Source organism: Oscillibacter sp. PC13, from assembly GCF_900115635.1.
Lineage (GTDB): Bacteria > Bacillota > Clostridia > Oscillospirales > Oscillospiraceae > Oscillibacter.
Genome location: NZ_FOXE01000003.1, coordinates 55,679 through 74,039 on the forward strand (window position 1 = coordinate 55,679; position 18,361 = coordinate 74,039).

Below are 18,361 nucleotides of genomic sequence, written 5' to 3' on the forward strand. Positions count from 1 at the left end.
TTTTACTGCTGAAAATTTGAAAAAGCAGCAATGTTTTATAAAAAGGGGGGACGCACTTCGCGCGTCCCCCTTTTTATAAAACATTCAATTCAGGAAATCCTTCAGTTTCTTGCTGCGGCTTGGATGGCGCAGCTTGCGGAGAGCCTTGGCTTCAATCTGCCGGATCCGCTCTCTGGTGACATTAAATTCTTTCCCGACCTCTTCCAGGGTGCGGGTACGGCCATCCTCGATGCCGAAGCGCAGCTTCAGCACCTTTTCTTCCCGGGGAGTCAGTGTGGAAAGCACATCCATCAGCTGTTCCTTTAAAAGCGTGAAGGAGGCGGCTTCGCTGGGTTCGGACGCACCCTCATCGGGAATGAAATCACCCAGATGGGAATCTTCCTCCTCACCGATAGGGGTTTCCAAAGAGACGGGCTCCTGTGCAATCTTCAAAATTTCACGGACCTTTTCCACCGGCATATTCATCTCCGCGGCAATTTCGTTTGGGGATGGATCGTGGCCCAATTCCTGCAAGAGCTGACGGGAGACCCGGATGACCTTATTAATGGTTTCCACCATGTGGACGGGAATACGGATGGTACGGGTCTGGTCTGCAATGGCCCTGGTGATGGCTTGGCGGATCCACCAGGTAGCATAGGTGGAGAACTTATATCCCTTGGTATAGTCGAATTTTTCCACTGCCTTGATAAGACCCAGATTGCCTTCCTGGATCAAATCCAGAAACAGCATGCCGCGGCCCACATACCGCTTGGCAATGGACACCACCAGACGGAGATTCGCCTCCGCCAGCTTCTGCTTTGCGGTCTCACCTCTGTTATAATCTGATTTTAGTGCGGCCTCCTCTTCCGGGGTGATCGCGCATTCCTCTCCTGCGGCCCGGGCACGCTTCAGATCCTCCAGCGCCTCGGATGCCCTGTTGCCTGCCGCCATGTCCTGAGCCAGATTGATTTCCTCGTCCGGAGAGAGCAGAGGAACTTTGCCGATTTCTTTCAGATACATACGGACCGGATCGTCGATGGAGAAGTTGCCCACCAGGGAATTGGGATCAACCAACTCTTCTTCTTCTACATCGGCAATTTCCTCAGCGGCGGGCTCGTCATCCGGCAGATCGGAAAGCAGAATCTCATCGGCGCTGATATCGATATTCAGCGCTTCCAGCGAGTCGTAGAGCTGATCCATTTGCTCGCCTTCCAGATTCAAATCATCCACCGCGTCCATGAGCTCGGCAGACTCCAGCTTTCCCTTTTTCTTTCCTTTGGCCAACAGCTCCCGCAGCTTTTCGTTGCTGATCAGCCACGCAGCAGCGGGAAGAGCCGAAACCTGCTTGTCGTCCAGACGGACAATGCCGGCCTTTTTGGCCTCCTCATCGGTCATCATGTGGGGCGGTTCCGCTTCCTGCTGTTTGGCTGAGGACTTCTTGCTGGACCTGACAGCCGGCTTTCCGACCTCCTCTTCAGCGAAGTCCTCTTTCGCCGCATCCGCGGCAGCCAGAAGCGCATCCGCCTGCTGCTCCAGCTCCTCGGGAGTCAATTCCTTTTTTTTAGCCATGCTGCTTTCCTCCAGTACCCTTTTTGTCTTTATATTTTTCTGCCGCTGCCAGCAGGGGATCGGCATTTACCCCACCCGACCGTTTGGCAGCTTCCGTTTGGATAATGCGTATGTAGTCTGTCAATGCCTGTCTGGCATTCTGTACCGATTCCGGCTGCTGACAGACTGATGTCAGATGGCTCATCTCCTCTGGAGAGAAGAGCCCTGTGAGCGTGGCAATGGCCACTGGCCGTCCACAGCTCCTTGCCTGCCACAAAGCGGCGAAAGCCCGTCCCAGCAGGGGAGAGGAGAACTGTTCCTCCTGAATGGGCGGATCTGGTGGGAACAGGCTGTCATCCAAAAGAAGAAGCCTTAAAATACCCTCCTCTGCCCGTGCAGAACGCACATTTTCGTAGCGGAGGGTCCGCTCCTTAGGCTGCCGCTGCGCTGCAGGATTTAAATCCTTGCGGAGCTCCGCCCGTCTTTCCCGTGATATCCGCCGTTTGAAGGCGCGCTGGACCTCCAGCTTCATGGCCTCCGGCGTAATCTTTGCCGCCTCAGCAGCGCGGGTTGTATAAATCTCTCGCTCCACTGCATTGGAAAGCCCGGCCAGAAAATCACTGATTTCCTCGCAATATGCGATGCGGGATTCGTCATTGGCCAGGTCGTATTTCCCGGCCACCTGGGCCATACGGAACTCCGTGCCGTTTTCACTGCCGTTCAGCAGCCGCTCAAAGGCATCCGGGCCTTGGAACTTAATAAAGTCATCCGCGTCCTGCTTGACGTATTCCCCATCCACCAGCCGTCTGGGAAGCTGAAGCACTTTTACGGAAAATTCTGAGTTATTCAGAATCTGCAGGGCCCGCTCAGTGGCAATTTTGCCGGCATTGTCGTTGTCATAGCAAAGCACCAGCTCCTTGGTAAAACGGGAGAGAAGCCGGGTTTGCTCCACGGTCAGCGCCGTGCCCATAGAGGCCACCGCATTGTCAAATCCCGCTTGATGGAGGGTGACGATATCCAGGTTGCCCTCGCACAGGATGATATTGGAACGCTTGGATTTTTTGGCAAGATTCAGCCCGTAGAGCACCCGCCGCTTGCTGTAGACCGGGGTTTCCGAAGAGTTCATATACTTGGGCTCGGACTTGTCCAGAACGCGGCTGCCAAAGGCCACCACATCTCCACGTGTGTCGATCACAGGAAGCATCAGGCGGTTTCGGAACTTGTCATACAACCCACCGTTCCGGTTTTGCACAACGAGGCCAGCTTCCAGAAGTTCCGTTTTTGTATAGCCCTTTTTTGTCATGGCAGTCAGCAGAACATCCCAGGCGTCCAGAGAGGCGCCCATGCCGAATTTCACCGCGGTCCGGCGGGTAATGCGTCGGCGGGCCAAGTAGTCCTGCACTGCCTGTCCTTCTGGCTGCTGGAGCAGCTGGTAGTAAAATCTGGCTGCGTCCCGGTTCAGATCCAGCAGCCGCTGACGGCGGCGCCCGGCTTCGCGATCACCGTCTTCCTCCGGAACCTCCAGCCCGGCCCGCTTTGCCAAAAAGCGCACCGCGTCCGGAAAGGGGAGGTTCTCCTCCTCCATGATGAAGTTCACCACGCCGCCGCCCCGTTTGCAGCCGAAACAGTAATAAATTTGTTTATCCGGGGAGACAGAGAAGGAGCCCGTTTTTTCGCTGTGGAAGGGACAAAGGCCAAACAGATTGGCGCCCTTGCGGGTGAGCTGTACGTAGCTGCCTACCACGTCCACAATGTCACTGCGTGCAATCAATTCATCCAGAAAGCTCTGGGGGAACGCCATGTGGCAAAGTCCCTCCTTTCGGTCAGTTTTGCCATATTTCCCGATCGTCATACCGAAATGTGCGTCCTTTTAAAAGGTAGCAATTAAGATATACCCGTTTACTTTTGAATTTCCTCTTTTTTTCTCAAAATTTTTGAAAAAAGTTTGTGGAATCTTTACAGATGAGCATAGAATGCGTAAAATGGGTCTTATCTGCAGAAAGGAGGAACACTTCGATATGCCCATTGAACTCTGGACTGCCCGAATGGAGCGGCCTTTGACAAATCGGGAGACTGAGGCGATGCTGGCGCTGATCCCGGCAGAGCGGCGGGAACGGCTGCTGCGGCTCCAGAAGCCGGAAAAACGCCGGGAGCCATTGTGTGCCTACTTTCTATTGCGCCATGCCCTGTGGGAGCAATACCATTGGAAGGGGATTCCACCCATGGCGTATTCCTCCTTGGGAAAGCCCTATTTTCCGGATTTCCCAACGGTCCATTTCAATCTGAGCCACACTGCCGGTGCGGTGCTTGTGGGACTGTCTGATGAGCCGGTGGGGGTGGACATTGAGCACATTCGGCCTGTGAGCCAGCGGACCATGCGCCGTTTGGCGGATGTGGCCACAGAGAGGGCCTTTTTCAAAAGCTGGGTGCGCCGGGAGGCCCGGGCGAAACGGGCGGGAACGGGCATTGGCGTGATGCTGGAGTCGGAGACGCCGCTGCAGCACGGAGAACACTTTTATTTTATAGAGACCTTTCCGGGATATGTGGCCGGAGTGGCCACCCGCGGCAGCGAGCGGCCGGGAAGCGTACGGAAGTACGAGTTGGATGGCATGATGTAAGGGATGTCTCATGGTATATGTCACCGTGGACATCAATTTAAAGCGTGTCCGGATGGACAGCGACGCTTTCATGGCGGATCTGCCGGATCTGGAAGTGCTGTATCTGGGACTGGCGCGGATTCAAAACAGAACCTGGCTTACCCGGGAGCATATCCGGAATTTTTGCTGCGCCTGTTATTTGGGAATAAAAGCCCATCTGCCGGGATGCGGCAGAATAGTTCTGCTCCGCACCAAAAAGCGGCGGGACTACTGTCCCGCCGCTTTCAGCTGCCAAAGGCAGCATGGATATGCTTATACAATTTTTCTGAGGAGCTGCGGCTCGGCGGCATCTTTCTGATCGGCAAAGTATCGGATGATATCCTTACGGGTCACAATACCGGTGAAATTACCAAGATCATCCACAACCGGAATAAAGTTTTGGTTCATAGCACTGGTGAGCAGTTCCTCCATACTGACGGTGATGCGAACGGAGGGATAGTTGTTCCCGCGGAGAATGTCCCGAATTTTCAGGTGCTCCATATCCTTCATAGAAAATGGCTGCTGGGATTCACGTCCGTCTGCGAGAAGCCGCCAGAGAAAATCGCCTTCGCTGACAGTACCTATGTATTGTCCGTCCCGTGAGATGACGGGGATTGCAGTGTAGCTGTGGTGCCGCATTTTTTCCAGTCCCTGACGGAAAGTGCAGTCTTCATACAGATAGGCGACACGGTTCTTGGGGATTAGAAAATAAGCAATGTTCACTTTGTTGCCCCATTTCTCCTGGGCGGGGATCCGCCCGTATTTGGCTGCTTCCAGCCTTTGCCTTTAGTATAAAAAATCCAATCGCAGAATTGATGAATAATCTATGAAATTTGTATGACAAGGTTCTTTACATTTGTCGTTTTTGCTGATATGATAAAAAATGTTGTGATATATGCAACAAAATGGAGGATCGTGTGATGCTGACAAGAGAGGAACTGGAGAAAAGCCCGCTATTTGCAGATATCAGCTATGAAAACTATCTTTTAATGCTGGATTGCTTCCAAGCAGTTCAGAAGTCCTTCCGCACAGGAGATCTGCTCTGTGATTTCACTGCAGAAAGAAACAATGCGGTTGGAATCATTGAGCGGGGAAAGGCCTCCTTGATCCGGATTGACGAAGATGGGATATCCACAGTGCTGGAGGAGATGGGGGCCGGCGGTGTATTTGGCCGGATGCTGTCATTTTCCGCCTCCAGTCGGGACAGCCTGGAGGTGGTTTGCCGTACGCCCTGTGATGTGCTGTTTATCGATTATCCTCATATTCTTAAGCGGTGCGAGAGAGCCTGCACCCATCACAGCCTTCTGGTACAGAATATGCTGCGCTTGCTGTCAGACAAGGCGCAGGCCCTCTCTGAACGGGTGGATGTGCTTTCGCGGCGTTCTATCCGGGAAAAACTTCTCTGCTACTTCCACCAGCTGTCGGACAAAACAGGAAGCGATACGTTTACACTGCCGTTTTCACTCAGTATGCTGGCGGACTACATCGCAACTGACCGCAGTGCCATGATGCGGGAGCTGAAGCGCCTGCGGGAAAGCGGGGAACTCCGGTCAGATGGACGGACATTTACATTGTACTCCTGAAAGGAAGAATCTGCAAAATACCCAAAAAACCAATGGAAAGATTGGCAGAAATGCGGGAGAAACTCGTTGACGAGTATTTTTGCATATGTTAAAATATGAACAATGTGTCGTATCGAAAGATGCAGATCTGCAAAACTCCTAAAATTCGAGCATTCGGGAAAGAAGGAACAGTATGTATCGTATCGTGAGAAAAGAAGCTCTCCGTCCCACCGTAACCCTATATGAGATTGAAGCGCCCCTGATCGCCAAAAAGGCACAGCCGGGCCAGTTTATCATTCTGCGGGTGGATGAGCACGGCGAGCGGATCCCCATAACGATCAACAACTATGACCCTGAAAAGGGCACTGTCACCATTATTGTGCAGACGGTCGGTGCCACAACGGAGAAACTGAAGCACCTCAACGAGGGCGATTGCCTGCAGGATTTTGTAGGCCCCTTGGGCAAGGCAACCGAGACTGAGGGCAAGAAAAAAGTCTGCGTGGTCGGCGGCGGCGTGGGCTGCGCCATTGCCTATCCCGTTCTGAAAAAGTTCCATGATGACGGGGCGGAGGTTCATGCGGTTGTAGGCTTTAAAAACAAGGATTTGGTCATTTTGGAGGACGACTTCCGCAAATCCAGCGATATTCTGAAGATCTGTACGGACGATGGCTCATACGGCCAGAAGGGCTTGGTGACCGATGCGCTTAAGGAGCTCATTGACGCCGGCAACCAGTATGACGAGGTTTTCGCCATCGGCCCCATGATTATGATGAAGTTTGTCTCCAAGACGACGGAGCCATACGGGATTCCCACTACGGTGTCCATGAGCCCCATCATGGTGGATGGCACTGGCATGTGCGGCGGCTGCCGCCTGTCCGTCGGCGGCGAGATGAAATTCGCCTGCGTGGACGGCCCGGATTTTGACGGCCACAAGGTCGACTGGGATCTGGCAGTCAAGCGCAACCAGATGTACCGCGACTTTGAAATGCACAAGCACGAGGAAACCTGCAACCTGTTCAAGAAGGAGGCCGAATAACCATGGCCAATATGTCTTTGACGAAGAATCCTATGCCCTCTCAGGATCCCAATGTCCGCAATAAGAATTTTGAAGAAGTGGCTCTCGGCTATACGGAGGCCCAGGCTTTGGATGAAGCCCAGCGCTGCCTGAACTGCAAGAACAAGCCCTGCATGACCGGATGCCCTGTGATGGTACATATTCCGGAGTTTATCGCTGAGGTCGCCAAAGGCGACTTTGAGGCCGCTTATCAGATTATTTCCAATACCAGCGCCCTGCCTGCCGTCTGCGGCCGCGTCTGCCCCCAGGAGAGCCAGTGCGAGAAGTACTGCGTCCGGGGCAAGAAGGGCGATCCCGTCGGCATCGGACGGCTGGAGCGGTTTGTGGCCGATTGGCACAACGCACACTCCACCGCCGCACCGGAAAAGCCAGCGTCCAACGGCCACAAGGTGGCTGTTGTCGGATCCGGCCCCTCCGGCCTGACCTGCGCCGGAGATCTGGCCCGCAAGGGATATGATGTCACGGTGTTTGAAGCGCTGCACCTGGCCGGCGGCGTGCTGGTCTACGGCATCCCAGAGTTCCGTCTGCCAAAGTCCATCGTCCAGAAGGAAGTGGACGGCCTGAAGGCACTGGGTGTCACCATTGCCACTGATACCGTTATCGGCCGTACGGTCTCCATCGATGAGCTGCAGGACGAGATGGGCTTTGAGGCAGTCTTTATTGGTTCCGGCGCGGGCCTGCCCATGTTTATGGACATCCCCGGTGTCAACTATAAGGGCGTGTTGTCCGCCAACGAGTTTTTGACCCGCATCAACCTGATGAAAGCCTATCTGCCCGACTCCGATACCCCCATCATCCACCCCAAGAAGGTGGCCGTGGTGGGCGGCGGCAACGTGGCCATGGACGCCGCACGCTGTGCCAAGCGGCTGGGTGCCGAGGTCTATGTGGTCTACCGCCGCGGCATGGAGGAGCTCCCCGCCCGTAAGGAAGAGGTGGAGCACGCCGAGGAAGAGGGCATCATCTTCAAGACCCTCAATAACCCGGTGGAAATCCTGGCGGACGAGGATGACAATGTCAGCAAAATTCGCTGCATCAAGATGGAGCTGGGTGAGCCGGACGCCTCCGGCCGCCGCCGTCCCATTGAGGTGGCAGGCAGCGAGTTTGACTTGGATGTGGACTGCGTGATCATGGCACTGGGCACCAGCCCCAACCCCCTGATCAAATCCACCACCAAAGGCTTGGAGATTAACAAGAAGGGCGGCATCGTGGTAAACGAGGACGGCCTGACTTCCAGGGAGAACGTCTATGCCGGCGGCGACGCCGTCACTGGCGCTGCAACCGTCATCCTGGCCATGGGCGCAGGCAAGACTGCGGCTAAGGCCATCGACGAAGTCCTTTCCAAGAAGTAAATCCGTTTTTAGAAAAATGCCCTGCGGATACATGTCCGCAGGGCATTTTTCTATAGAGAGAAGAGCTGAAAAAGAGCCCTTCTATTTTTTTCGCCGCTCCCTTTGCTCCGGCAGATACAGCAGCTCCTCAAAGCTCTTGATATACACGTCGCAGAAGCCCCGCATTTCTTTTTCATCCTGGGCAAAATAGCCGTCATATACGCCGACTACCCGCATCCGTGCCTTTCGGGCACCCTGACAGGCGGCCAGGCTGTCATCAAAAACCGTACAGTCCTCCGCACGTACGCCGCATTTGGAAGCGGCTGCCCGCCACAGGTTCGGCTCCCGCTTTTCCACACCCAAATCGTGGGCAAAGAAGATGTCCTCAAAATACTTCAGAAGATCCAGCTTCCCCAGGGCGGTGCGGCAGTGATCCGGCACACTGGAAGTCACAACGGCCATCCGGCGGCCTTCTGCTTTGCATTGCTTCAGATATGCCCGTACGCCAGGCTTAATGGACACATGGGCATACATGTCACCAGCCAGTTCCATCCACTCTGCCATAATCTCCTCACAGCTTTCCGGCAGATGACAAAATTCTTTAGTGAACTTGGCTGCCAGAGGGAAGATGGTATGGGCAACTCCCTCGTAATAGGCGTGGGTATAGGGAAGGCCGCGCCTGGCTAAAAATTCCCGATCCACATCCTTCCAAATGCGGTTGGAGTCAATCAGGGTGCCGTCCATATCAAAAAAAAACATGATCTAAACCTCCGTTTCCAGCCAGAAGCGCCAGGGAAAGTCCCTGGCCTCCTCTGCATAGTCCACACCGATCCGGGGCCCCGCACAAATGCGCTCCCTGCTGGGGAGTGGGGAAGCAAGCCCTATATCCGTCGGATATTCGCAGACAAACAGGGTATCTCCTGTTAAATCCATTCCGTTTTCTAAAGTGGTAAGTGATAACCCTTTACATAATTTTCCGGGACCATTCATAAAATTTTTTCGCTGATAAGCAGTCAAATGCTCTGTGTTGGTGCCAAACCGCAGACGGCGTATCGTTTCATTTCCCGCAATGGGTTCCACGGCGCGGATAAGGACGGCGGCAGGCTCGCCCTCCGGTTCCGTTACAAAATTCAGGCAATGGTACATCCCATAAATGAAATAGACATAAGCATGTCCGGGCGAACCGAACAGGATGGAGGTTCGGGGGGTTTTTCGGTAATTGTAGGCATGACAGGCTTTGTCACAGCGACCGATATAGGCCTCTGTCTCTGTAATGCGGCATACCAGGGCCTCCCCGTCCAATATGCGGACCAGACAGGTACCCAAAAGCTTTTTGGCGATTTCCACCGTATTGCCCATGTAGAAATTACGGGAAAGCCTTGCCATTTTTTCACCTCGGTGTTAGAATATAGCTCTCTGTGGACATTGTCCCCGGAGGTCTAAATTTGTATATAATTTTTTATTCAGTATATCATGGAACAGACAATGGAGCAAGCTATATGAAAGTCAATCGCATTCGACAAAATGTATTTCCGGTTCTGGCGGCTTCTATTTGGGGCACGGCGTTTGTAGCCCAGAGTGTTGGCGCGGATTATGTGGAGCCCTTTACATTTAACGCCGCCCGATCGGCTGTGGCCTTTTTATTCCTGCTGGTTCTGTGCATCCTGCTGCGCCTGCGGCGGAAGCGGGACTTTCGCGGAGAAGTAAAACCAGTACCCGCTGCCCAGAAGAATTTACTGCTGGGCGGCCTGTGCTGTGGTGTGGCACTGACTTTAGCAGCCAACCTGCAGCAAAAGGGATTGGAGACCACCTCCTCCGGCAAGGCCGGCTTCATCACCGCGCTGTATATTGTGATTGTTCCCATTGCGGGAGTTTTTCTAAAAAAAAAGGCGCCGAGGACAATCTGGGTCAGCGTCACGCTGGCGGTGGCCGGATTGTACTGCCTGTGCATTAAGGAGGATCTCTCTGTTTCTGCAGGGGATTTCTATATATTGCTTTGCGCACTTTGCTTCTCTGCCCACATTCTGCTCATTGATCACTTCACACAGAAGGTGGACGGTGTGGAGTTGTCCTGTGCGCAGTTTTTGGTGGCAGCGGTGCTGTCCGCTGTGGGAATGCTGGTGACGGAAACTCCTACATTAGAGGGGCTGCGCCTGTGTCTGGGACCTATTCTTTACGTGGGCATTTTCTCCAGTGGTGTAGCTTATACGCTGCAGATTCTGGCACAGAAGGACTCCAATCCAACGGTGGTTGCGCTGCTTTTGAGCTTGGAGGCAGTGTTCGCCACGCTTGCAGGCGCTATTGTGCTGGGAGACCGCATGAGCGGGAAAGAGTATGTGGGTTGTGTTTTGATGCTGGTGGCCGTTGTGCTGGCACAGCTTCCGGCATCCCGGGAGGAACAGCCGCAGGAAGAGGCGGCTTTGGATGAGTGAACCAAGCGGGGATGCCAAGCGGCGTCCCCGCTTGATCTGGGATTGGACAAAGGTGCAGCCCTATGGTATAATATAAAATTGTATGAGTATGTTACGAGGTGATTCCGTGCGCATCGATGTTTTGGGCGTTGGATTTGATAACATGACAATGACGGAGGCTGTGGACGCTGCAGCCGCGCTGCTGGATCGTCCGGGATGCCACTATGTGGTGACGCCAAACCCGGAGATCGTGGAGGTCTGCCTGGAAAACGGCGAGGCAAAGGCAGCGGTCAACGGTGCAGACCTGGTGCTGCCCGACGGCGTCGGCATTATTAAGGGGGCGGCCATGCTGGGGACGCCGCTGAAAGAAAGAACACCGGGAATTGAATTCGCCGCCCACTTAATGGGGAGAATGGCAAGGACGGGCAAATCCCTGTATTTGCTGGGTGCCAAGCCGGGTGTTGCGGAGCAGGCGGCCGAAAACTTGAAAAAGCAGTATCCGGGCCTTATGGTTGCAGGCACCCATGACGGCTATTTTCAGGAGGACGCCGACGTGGTGGAGGCCATTCGCAAAAGCGGCGCCGACGTGGTGTTTGTGTGTCTTGGCGCGCCGAAGCAGGAGCTTTGGATCCAGAGGAATGGTCCAAACACCGGGGCACATTTGCTGTGCGGCTTGGGCGGCAGCCTGGATATTTTTGCCGGCGTGGCAGAGCGGGCCCCGAAGTTCTGGTCTGACCATGGGCTGGAGTGGTTCTACCGCCTGTGCAGAGAACCAAGGCGCATTGGCCGCATGATGAAGCTGCCACTGTTTTTGATACATGTCAAACAGGAGAGGCGACGCAAATGAGCGGAAAACTGATTGTATTTGAAGGAACCGACGGATCCGGCAAGGCAACCCAGGCAAAGATGCTGGGGGAACATTTACGACAGGAGGGGATCCCTTTCCAGGAGATTGACTTTCCCCGATACGGAAATCCTTTTGCCGAGCCTGCCAAGCTTTATCTGGACGGTGCTTTAGGCAGGCGGCCCGGAGATGTCAGTGCCTATGCGGCCTCCACACTGTATGCTGTGGATCGGTATGCGTCCTACAAGCAGGACTGGGGAGCGGCTTATGAGGCTGGGACTTTGATTTTGGCCAATCGTTATACGACTTCTAACGCGGTGCATCAGGCGTCCAAGCTGCCGCCTGCTGAGCGGGAAGAGTTTTTGAAGTGGCTCTTTGATCTGGAGTATCACCGTCTTGGACTGCCGGAGCCTGATTTGGTGCTCTATCTGGATCTTCCGACAGAGCTCTCGGAGCGTATGCTCCGCCGGCGGGAACATGTCACCGGCACCCATGCAGATATTCACGAACAGGACGAAACCTATCTTCGCAGCTGCCGCATGAATGCGCGGCAAATTGCAAAGGAGTTGGACTGGACCGTTATCAACTGTGCCAGGGAAGCGGAGATCCGATCTGTGGAAGATATTCACGAAGAGGTCTGGCGCAGGATGAAACGGTATCTTTAAAGAAGGCCTGTCCTGTTGCCGGGCGGCAGAAATGGGACGCAGAACGCCCCATTTCGCCAGGTGTGATGTCTTAGCAGCAGGTGTTGCCGCATCCGTCGTCGCAGCCGCATCTGCATCCGCAGCTGTTCCCACCCCAGGAATTGCCCCAGGAACCGCCGCAGCAACAGCAGATCACGATGATGATCAGGATGATCCACAGGCAGGAGTTGTTTCCGTTGTTAAAGCACATACTTGTCACCTCGCTTTGAGACATTCTATGCGCCCGGCCGGAATTTGGAGCCTGGCCATTGGAAAATTCCTGCGAGTATGAAAAAAATATGAAAAAATATAGGCTGTTTCCGGCGGAGGTACACCGGGACAAGAAGGAATGGAGGTTTCTATGGCTGATTACAGGAAGGGCGATACTGCCAGCTGGGACGCAGAACAGGTGCGCCGCAGTCAGGCGGGAGAGCCTGGCCACCATCACAGCGGCGGCCAGACACGCCGTAAGCGGCGGCGCCACGTCAATCCAATGCTGTATATTCTGTTTGTACTGCTCACCTCGGCCATTCTGGCTGGTGTGGGCTGGCTGTTGATCACGGATCTCTGCGCGTTCAATAAGGATCTGAAAACCGTTACGGTGCAGATTACCTCCGAGGATACGATGGGCACGATTGCTACAAAACTGAAGAATGCGGATCTCATTGAGTATAAGTGGTTCTTCAAACTCTTTGCCTCCGTTGCCAATGCCGATGAGAAAATCGGCATCGGCACCTATGAACTGAACACGGATATGGATTACCGGGCGCTGATTATGGGAATGCGGAATTCCTCCGGCAATATGAGCGCGGACACGGTCCGTGTTACCATCCCGGAGGGGTATACGGTGGCCCAGACCATCGCCCTGCTGGCCAAAAACGGCGTCAACACGGAGGAGGCCCTGACCGAAGCGGCCCAGACTGGGGATTTCGGCTACGAATATATTGACAGCAGCTCGGAGGATATCAGCCGGTTGGAGGGTTATCTGTTTCCGGACACTTATGAATTTTATATAAATCACAATGCCAAGGACGCACTGGGAAAGCTCATCAGCAATTTTGACAATAAATTAAATGAGGATGATCTGGCTGCGGCAGAGGCCAAGGGATACGATCTGCAGGACGTGATCACCATTGCCTCCCTGATTGAAAAGGAGACCGACGGAACAGACCAGAAGAAGATTGCCTCCGTTATCTACAACCGTCTGGAGGGAGCCGGCGATAAGGGCGGCACATACGGTTTGCTGCAGATTGATGCCTCGCTGCTGTACGCCATTCCAGACCATGAGGGAGCTATCACCAATGCGGACAAGCAGGTGGATTCCAAATACAACCTCTATAAGTACGCGGGGCTGCCGCCCACGCCTATCGCAAATCCGGGCCTTGCTGCCATTGAGGCGGCGCTGAACCCGGAAAGCACCGACTACTATTACTATGCGTTGGGGAAGGACGGAAAGCACCACTTCTCCACGACCCTGAAAGAACACAACGCATTTTTGAACAGTGATCAATATGCCGGAAACTAAGAGAAAAAAGCCGGAGCTGCTGGCTCCGGCGGGGGATATGGAAAAGCTGCGGATGGCGGTGCTGTACGGCGCCGACGCCGTGTACCTGGCGGGCACCAGCTTTGGTATGCGGGCTTTTGCCGGGAATTTTGAGGGGGATGAACTGCGCCAGGCGGTGGACTTTGCCCACCGCCATGGCGTACGTGTCCACTGCACCATCAACACCATGCCCCGGAATGATGAGATTGCACGGCTGCCGCAGCATCTGGAACTGCTGAATGACGCAGGTGTGGACGCGCTGATTGTGGCGGATCTGGGCGCTTTTACGCTGGCGGGACGCTACGCACCCAGATGTGCCCGCCACATCTCCACCCAGGCAAGCATCTGTAACTACGAGACCGCCCGGGCCTGGCATGACCAGGGCGCTTCCCGGGTAATTCTGGCCCGGGAACTGAGCCTGGAGGAGATCCGGACGATTCGGGAGAAAACGCCCCCGGAGCTGGAGGTGGAGGCATTTGTCCACGGCGCCATGTGCGTCAGCTATTCCGGCCGGTGCCTCCTGTCCAATTACATGACCGGACGGGATTCCAGCCGCGGCGCCTGTGCCCAGCCCTGCCGCTATCAGTACGCTCTGATGGAGGAAAAACGGCCCGGAGAGTATTTCCCGGTGTTTGAGGATGAACAGGGTACGTACATCATGAATTCCCGGGACATGTGCATGATTGACCATCTGGATGATCTGCTTGCCGTTGGTTTGGATAGCCTGAAAATTGAGGGACGGGCCAAATCCGCCTATTACGCAGCCATTGTTACTGGAGCCTACCGCCACTGCCTGGATGCTGCGGCAGAGGGAAGAAAACCGGATCCAGTTTGGCGGGATGAGGTGGAACATGTCAGCCATCGGCACTATGCCACGGGATTTTACTACGGACAGCCGGGACAATATTACCAGGATTCCCGCTACATCAGAGAGTGGCAAGTGGTTGCACTTGTCGAAGAATGTGACGAAGCGGGCAATGCGACACTGTCTTTGCGGAACAAATTCCGCACCGGAGACACCGTAGAGCTTGTAGGACCCGATTTGCGGCCCTTTGCCATGAGCGTGCCGGAAATGTCGGATACGGCTGGGGAGCCGCTTACAGAGCCAAAGACCCCACAGATGACCTTTTATATGAAATTGCCGCAGGCGGTGCCGCCGTTTTCCCTGGTGCGTCATGCGGTGGAATTATCAGCGAAGTAAGGAGAACAGAGATATGAATGCAGACCTTGTGATTGTTGGCGCCGGTCCCGCCGGTATCTTCACTGCCCTGGAGATGATCAAAAAGGGCAGCCGCCAGAAAATTGTCATGGTGGAAAAGGGGCAGAGCGTGGAGAACCGCCACTGCCCGAAGGACAAGACAAAAAAATGTATGAACTGCAAGCCGTACTGCCACATTACCACAGGCTTTTCCGGCGCAGGCGCATTCTCTGATGGCAAACTGTCCCTCAGCTATGAGGTGGGCGGCGATCTCCCAACGCTGATCGGAGCGGATGTGGCCCAGGAGACGATTCATTATACGGATAAGATTTATTTGGACTTTGGTGCGGATGAGCATATTGAAGGCCTGGGCAATGAGGAGGAGCGGAAGGAGATTCGTAAGCACGCCATTCAGGCTGGACTGAAGCTGGTGGACTGCCCCATCCGCCATATGGGCACGGAGAAGGCCCAGGGCATTTACCTGGCCATTGAGAAATATCTTCAGGAAAACGGCGTTGAAATGTATTTTGGTTATGAGTGCCAGAATCTGGTCCTGGAGAATGATATCTGCAAGGGCGTCTCCATCTCCAACGGCAAAACCAATTTGGAAATTTATGCAAAACATACGGTGGTGGCCACCGGGCGCCGGGGGGCCGACTGGCTGGAGAGGCTGTGCGCGGAGCATAACATCGCCCATAATCCCGGCACTGTGGACATTGGTGTCCGGGTGGAGGTCCGCAATGAGGTGATGGAGACCGTCAACCGGGTGCTGTATGAGTCCAAACTGGTTGGCTATCCCCGTCCCTTCAAGAACAAGGTCCGCACCTTCTGCCAAAACCCCGGCGGCTTTGTCAGCCAGGAGAATTATGATAACAACCTGGCAGTGGTGAACGGCCACTCCTATAAGGAGATGAAGAGCGACAACACGAACCTCTCCATCCTCTGCTCCCATAACTTTTCTGTTCCTTTCAATCAGCCAATCGCCTATGCCCAGAAGGTAGGCGAGCTGACAAATATGCTGGCAAACGGCCAGATCCTGGTGCAGCGGTTCGGCGATATTCTGGATGGCAAGCGCACTTGGCAGAAGGAGCTGGCCCAGTCCAACATCCGGCCCACCCTGCCGGATGTGGTGGCCGGCGACATCACTGCCGCCATGCCTTACCGGGCCATGACCAATATCATCAACTTCATTCAGGCCATGGACTATGTGGTGCCGGGCTTTGCCGCCTATGAGACGCTGCTGTACTCTCCGGAGCTGAAGTTCTACTCCAACCGGGTAAAGATGGATACGGACTTCAATACCAGCCTGAAGGGACTCCACTGCCTGGGCGACAGCTCCGGCTGGACCAGAGGCCTTATGATGGCGTCCGTCATGGGCGTTCTGATGGGCCGCAGAATTGCGGAAGAGGGCTAATCGAAAAAGCACCGCTCCATCCATCGGCAGCGGGTTTGGAAAACCTTTCCTTCTTGCATAAATCGTTCTGCAGCCAGGGCTGCAACCGCAGGTTGACAAATTTCCACCCGCCGCGTTCTTGTGTTTGCGCGGCGGGTGGATTAGCATATTGCCATCAAAAAAAGAAGGAGAGGATCTGGTGATGGAATTTTCAGAGAAGCTGATGGCTCTGCGGCGCAGGGAGGGCCTCTCACAGGAGCAACTGGCGGACCGGCTGGGTGTGACCCGCCAATCCGTCAGTAAATGGGAGAGCGGAGCAGCTATGCCGGAGCTTGTAAAGCTAATTTCCATGTCAGAGCTTTTTGGAGTCAGCATAGATTATTTGGTGAAGAACCAGATGGAAGAGCTGGAGGAGGTCACGGGTTGTCTGACAGAGACAACCCGCCTGGAGGAGAAAGTAGATGATCTGGCGAAGTACTTCCGGGGCTATGCCTATGACAGCGAGACACGGCTTTTCGGTCTTCCGCTGGTATCTGTCCGCTTTACCCGCCGCGGATTTCCGGGACGGGACGGTGTGGCCAAGGGCGTCATTGCCATCGGCAACGCTGCGGTGGGCGTGGTCGCCATCGGCGCTGCCGGCGTTGGGGTATTCAGCCTGGGCGCTTTTTCCGTGGGAGTGCTCTCCATCGGTGCGCTGGCAGTGGGCACGGTTTCTTTGGGGGCAATTGCTGTGGGAATTCTGGCTTTTGGATCTGCGGCCGTCGGCGTCTATGCCGGCGGCGTGGCGGCTGTCGGGCAGAAAATCGCGGTAGGCATAGCGGCCTTGGGAGAGACGGCCGTTGGCCAGGATGCTTCCGGACAGAATATTCTGCTGTGGAGTGACGGCCTGACCTGTGCCCAGGTAGAGGCATTTCTGCGGGAGCACTACCCGAATTTATGGTACCCGCTGCTGCGGATACTGAGCTTTTGGGGCACGTATATTCACTAGAATTCCCCCGTGGATTTTTAGGATCCACGGGGGAATTCTATCTGCCGATCCCATACGCCCAAAAGCTACAGAAGTGGTGCAAACAGCCCGGCGCCTACTACGGTCAGAAGCCCGGACACCACGATGGACAGACTGCTCATGGCACCCTCCACTTCGCCCATCTCCATGGCTTTCGCGGTGCCGACCGCGTGGGAGGCGGTGCCAATGGCCACACCTTTGGCAATGGGATCCGTAATTTTAAAAATACGGCAGACGGTTTCAGCGAAAATATTGCCCAGCATGCCGGTGACAATGATGACGGCGACGGTGATGGATACATAGCCGCCCAGCTCCTCGGAAATACCCATGCCGATAGCGGTGGTGATGGACTTCGGCAGCAGCGTCACATAGGCGCTGTGATCGAGCTGCAGCAAAAGGGACAAAATGAGCACGGTGCAAAGGCTGGTCAAAACGCCGGAGGCAATGCCCAGAAGCACAGCCCGGCAATTTTTCTTCAGCAGATCAAACTGCTCATAGAGCGGGATGGCCAGGCAGACGGTGGCTGGTGTGAGGAGATAGCTGATGAACCTGGCGCCCTCTTGATAGATTGCGTAATCCACATGAAATGTCAGCAGCGCCAGCATGGTCAGAACAATGGAAATCAAAAGGGGATTGAAGATGGGCAGATTCCACTTCTTCTTCAAAAGTACGCCGATGCCATAGGAGAACAGACTGACAAATACGCCGAAAAAGACGGAGTTTTCAAAGAATTCACCCATGGTTTTCTGCCTCCTTTTTCCCTTTACGACGAATGACAGCCTGCGTGACAAGGCCGGAGACAACCATTACCGCAAATGTGGAGAGAAATGTGGCGGCAATGTATTGCATCCATGTGGGACGGATGACGTCCCAAGCGTTCAGAAGTCCCACGGCCGCGGGAATAAACAGCAGCGGCATGATCTCTACCAAAAAATGACCGGTTTCTTTTACGGCGCTGATGGGGATGAGCTTCAGCTCCAGACAGAGAAACATCAGAATTACGCCGTATATGCTTGCGGGAACCGGCAGGGGAATCAAATCGTGAAAAACCTCTCCAATAAAAGAGATGAACAGGATGATTCCAAATTGTTTGACAAATTTCAACAGGGATCCCTTCTTCCAAATGGTCGATAACTTTGCCATTATGGCACGTAT

Annotated in this window: 20 protein-coding genes; 12 read left to right on the forward strand and 8 right to left on the reverse strand. The window is 54.6% G+C overall.

What is annotated here, in order from left to right; genetic code table 11:
• Positions 1–84 precede the first annotated feature (84 nt).
• Positions 85–1,548: an RNA polymerase sigma factor RpoD gene (gene rpoD, locus BMZ81_RS02165; protein ID WP_242942536.1), complete on the reverse strand. Its 1,464-nt coding sequence runs from the start codon at positions 1,546–1,548 to the stop codon at positions 85–87.
• Positions 1,541–3,379: a DNA primase gene (gene dnaG / locus BMZ81_RS02170; protein WP_242942537.1), complete on the reverse strand. Its 1,839-nt coding sequence runs from the start codon at positions 3,377–3,379 to the stop codon at positions 1,541–1,543. Before dnaG ends, rpoD begins: the two co-directional genes overlap by 8 nt.
• A 166-nt stretch (positions 3,380–3,545) precedes the next feature.
• Between dnaG and BMZ81_RS02175 the strand changes: the two genes are divergently transcribed.
• Positions 3,546–4,145, forward strand: a complete 600-nt coding sequence (locus BMZ81_RS02175; RefSeq protein WP_091128112.1) for a 4'-phosphopantetheinyl transferase family protein — start codon at positions 3,546–3,548, stop codon at positions 4,143–4,145.
• 10 nt (positions 4,146–4,155) lie between these two features.
• On the forward strand, positions 4,156–4,482 hold the full coding sequence (locus BMZ81_RS02180; protein ID WP_091128114.1) for a hypothetical protein: 327 nt from the start codon (positions 4,156–4,158) through the stop codon (positions 4,480–4,482).
• Here the strand turns inward: BMZ81_RS02180 and BMZ81_RS02185 are convergent.
• A complete protein-coding gene (locus tag BMZ81_RS02185) occupies positions 4,437–4,886 on the reverse strand; it encodes a CBS domain-containing protein (RefSeq protein ID WP_091128118.1) in 450 nt (149 codons plus the stop codon). The genes BMZ81_RS02180 and BMZ81_RS02185 overlap by 46 nt on opposite strands.
• 197 nt (positions 4,887–5,083) lie before the next feature.
• Here BMZ81_RS02185 and BMZ81_RS02190 point away from each other — a divergent pair, with 197 nt between their 5' ends.
• The 3 genes from BMZ81_RS02190 to gltA all read left to right on the forward strand — a co-directional run bounded on the left by BMZ81_RS02190 (position 5,084) and on the right by gltA (position 8,149).
• Positions 5,084–5,746 (forward strand): Crp/Fnr family transcriptional regulator, encoded by a 663-nt coding sequence (locus tag BMZ81_RS02190; RefSeq protein WP_091128120.1) that lies wholly within the window; start codon positions 5,084–5,086, stop codon positions 5,744–5,746.
• A gap of 172 nt (positions 5,747–5,918) precedes the next feature.
• Complete coding sequence (locus tag BMZ81_RS02195; RefSeq protein WP_091128122.1) at positions 5,919–6,761, forward strand: sulfide/dihydroorotate dehydrogenase-like FAD/NAD-binding protein; 843 nt, start codon at positions 5,919–5,921, stop codon at positions 6,759–6,761.
• Positions 6,762–6,763: 2 nt separating this feature from the next.
• Positions 6,764–8,149: an NADPH-dependent glutamate synthase gene (gene gltA / locus BMZ81_RS02200; RefSeq protein ID WP_091128124.1), complete on the forward strand. Its 1,386-nt coding sequence runs from the start codon at positions 6,764–6,766 to the stop codon at positions 8,147–8,149.
• A gap of 81 nt (positions 8,150–8,230) precedes the next feature.
• Here the strand turns inward: gltA and BMZ81_RS02205 are convergent, their stop codons facing one another.
• On the reverse strand, positions 8,231–8,887 hold the full coding sequence (locus BMZ81_RS02205) for an HAD family hydrolase (protein WP_091128126.1): 657 nt from the start codon (positions 8,885–8,887) through the stop codon (positions 8,231–8,233).
• Between the two features lie 3 nt (positions 8,888–8,890).
• Entirely contained in the window at positions 8,891–9,514 is a 624-nt protein-coding gene (locus BMZ81_RS02210) for a DNA-3-methyladenine glycosylase (RefSeq protein WP_091128128.1), read from the reverse strand.
• A 113-nt stretch (positions 9,515–9,627) separates the two neighbouring features.
• Between BMZ81_RS02210 and BMZ81_RS02215 the strand changes: the two genes are divergently transcribed.
• The 3 genes from BMZ81_RS02215 to BMZ81_RS02225 all read left to right on the forward strand — a co-directional run bounded on the left by BMZ81_RS02215 (position 9,628) and on the right by BMZ81_RS02225 (position 12,048).
• Positions 9,628–10,560, forward strand: a complete 933-nt coding sequence (locus BMZ81_RS02215; protein WP_091128388.1) for a DMT family transporter — start codon at positions 9,628–9,630, stop codon at positions 10,558–10,560.
• A 106-nt stretch (positions 10,561–10,666) separates the two neighbouring features.
• Complete coding sequence (locus BMZ81_RS02220) at positions 10,667–11,386, forward strand: WecB/TagA/CpsF family glycosyltransferase (protein WP_091128131.1); 720 nt, start codon at positions 10,667–10,669, stop codon at positions 11,384–11,386.
• The gene (locus BMZ81_RS02225; RefSeq protein ID WP_091128133.1) at positions 11,383–12,048 is read left to right on the forward strand and encodes a dTMP kinase; all 666 of its coding nucleotides are present in this window, start codon (positions 11,383–11,385) and stop codon (positions 12,046–12,048) included. Before BMZ81_RS02220 ends, BMZ81_RS02225 begins: the two co-directional genes overlap by 4 nt.
• A 70-nt stretch (positions 12,049–12,118) precedes the next feature.
• Here BMZ81_RS02225 and BMZ81_RS13985 read toward each other — a convergent pair whose 3' ends face one another.
• On the reverse strand, positions 12,119–12,277 hold the full coding sequence (locus BMZ81_RS13985; RefSeq protein ID WP_177187163.1) for a hypothetical protein: 159 nt from the start codon (positions 12,275–12,277) through the stop codon (positions 12,119–12,121).
• 150 nt (positions 12,278–12,427) lie between these two features.
• Between BMZ81_RS13985 and mltG the strand changes: the two genes are divergently transcribed.
• The 4 genes from mltG to BMZ81_RS02245 all read left to right on the forward strand — a co-directional run bounded on the left by mltG (position 12,428) and on the right by BMZ81_RS02245 (position 17,188).
• Positions 12,428–13,591, forward strand: a complete 1,164-nt coding sequence (mltG, locus tag BMZ81_RS02230; RefSeq protein WP_091128135.1) for an endolytic transglycosylase MltG — start codon at positions 12,428–12,430, stop codon at positions 13,589–13,591.
• Positions 13,578–14,810, forward strand: coding sequence for a peptidase U32 family protein (locus BMZ81_RS02235; protein ID WP_091128138.1), 1,233 nt, complete (start codon positions 13,578–13,580; stop codon positions 14,808–14,810). The genes mltG and BMZ81_RS02235 overlap by 14 nt, the downstream gene beginning before the upstream one ends.
• 13 nt (positions 14,811–14,823) lie before the next feature.
• On the forward strand, positions 14,824–16,221 hold the full coding sequence (locus BMZ81_RS02240) for an NAD(P)/FAD-dependent oxidoreductase (protein ID WP_091128140.1): 1,398 nt from the start codon (positions 14,824–14,826) through the stop codon (positions 16,219–16,221).
• 181 nt (positions 16,222–16,402) lie between these two features.
• Positions 16,403–17,188 (forward strand): helix-turn-helix domain-containing protein, encoded by a 786-nt coding sequence (locus BMZ81_RS02245; protein WP_091128141.1) that lies wholly within the window; start codon positions 16,403–16,405, stop codon positions 17,186–17,188.
• Positions 17,189–17,253: 65 nt separating this feature from the next.
• Here the strand turns inward: BMZ81_RS02245 and BMZ81_RS02250 are convergent, their stop codons facing one another.
• Positions 17,254–17,946, reverse strand: coding sequence for an LrgB family protein (locus tag BMZ81_RS02250; RefSeq protein WP_091128145.1), 693 nt, complete (start codon positions 17,944–17,946; stop codon positions 17,254–17,256).
• Complete coding sequence (locus BMZ81_RS02255) at positions 17,939–18,310, reverse strand: CidA/LrgA family protein (protein WP_091128147.1); 372 nt, start codon at positions 18,308–18,310, stop codon at positions 17,939–17,941. Before BMZ81_RS02255 ends, BMZ81_RS02250 begins: the two co-directional genes overlap by 8 nt.
• Positions 18,311–18,361 lie beyond the last annotated feature (51 nt).

Excerpts from the sequence above, each read along its gene's own strand:
- BMZ81_RS02210 (WP_091128128.1), bottom strand. The coding sequence starts at position 9,514 with ATGGCAAGGCTTTCCCGTAATTTCTACATGGGCAATACGGTGGAAATC.
- rpoD (WP_242942536.1), bottom strand. The coding sequence starts at position 1,548 with ATGGCTAAAAAAAAGGAATTGACTCCCGAGGAGCTGGAGCAGCAGGCG.
- BMZ81_RS13985 (WP_177187163.1), bottom strand. The coding sequence starts at position 12,277 with ATGTGCTTTAACAACGGAAACAACTCCTGCCTGTGGATCATCCTGATC.
- BMZ81_RS02215 (WP_091128388.1), top strand. The coding sequence starts at position 9,628 with ATGAAAGTCAATCGCATTCGACAAAATGTATTTCCGGTTCTGGCGGCT.
- mltG (WP_091128135.1), top strand. The coding sequence starts at position 12,428 with ATGGCTGATTACAGGAAGGGCGATACTGCCAGCTGGGACGCAGAACAG.
- dnaG (WP_242942537.1), bottom strand. The coding sequence starts at position 3,379 with ATGACGATCGGGAAATATGGCAAAACTGACCGAAAGGAGGGACTTTGC.
- BMZ81_RS02245 (WP_091128141.1), top strand. The coding sequence starts at position 16,403 with ATGGAATTTTCAGAGAAGCTGATGGCTCTGCGGCGCAGGGAGGGCCTC.
- BMZ81_RS02195 (WP_091128122.1), top strand. The coding sequence starts at position 5,919 with ATGTATCGTATCGTGAGAAAAGAAGCTCTCCGTCCCACCGTAACCCTA.
- gltA (WP_091128124.1), top strand. The coding sequence starts at position 6,764 with ATGGCCAATATGTCTTTGACGAAGAATCCTATGCCCTCTCAGGATCCC.
- BMZ81_RS02240 (WP_091128140.1), top strand. The coding sequence starts at position 14,824 with ATGAATGCAGACCTTGTGATTGTTGGCGCCGGTCCCGCCGGTATCTTC.
- BMZ81_RS02190 (WP_091128120.1), top strand. The coding sequence starts at position 5,084 with ATGCTGACAAGAGAGGAACTGGAGAAAAGCCCGCTATTTGCAGATATC.
- BMZ81_RS02225 (WP_091128133.1), top strand. The coding sequence starts at position 11,383 with ATGAGCGGAAAACTGATTGTATTTGAAGGAACCGACGGATCCGGCAAG.
- BMZ81_RS02180 (WP_091128114.1), top strand. The coding sequence starts at position 4,156 with ATGGTATATGTCACCGTGGACATCAATTTAAAGCGTGTCCGGATGGAC.
- BMZ81_RS02235 (WP_091128138.1), top strand. The coding sequence starts at position 13,578 with ATGCCGGAAACTAAGAGAAAAAAGCCGGAGCTGCTGGCTCCGGCGGGG.
- BMZ81_RS02175 (WP_091128112.1), top strand. The coding sequence starts at position 3,546 with ATGCCCATTGAACTCTGGACTGCCCGAATGGAGCGGCCTTTGACAAAT.
- BMZ81_RS02205 (WP_091128126.1), bottom strand. The coding sequence starts at position 8,887 with ATGTTTTTTTTTGATATGGACGGCACCCTGATTGACTCCAACCGCATT.
- BMZ81_RS02250 (WP_091128145.1), bottom strand. The coding sequence starts at position 17,946 with ATGGGTGAATTCTTTGAAAACTCCGTCTTTTTCGGCGTATTTGTCAGT.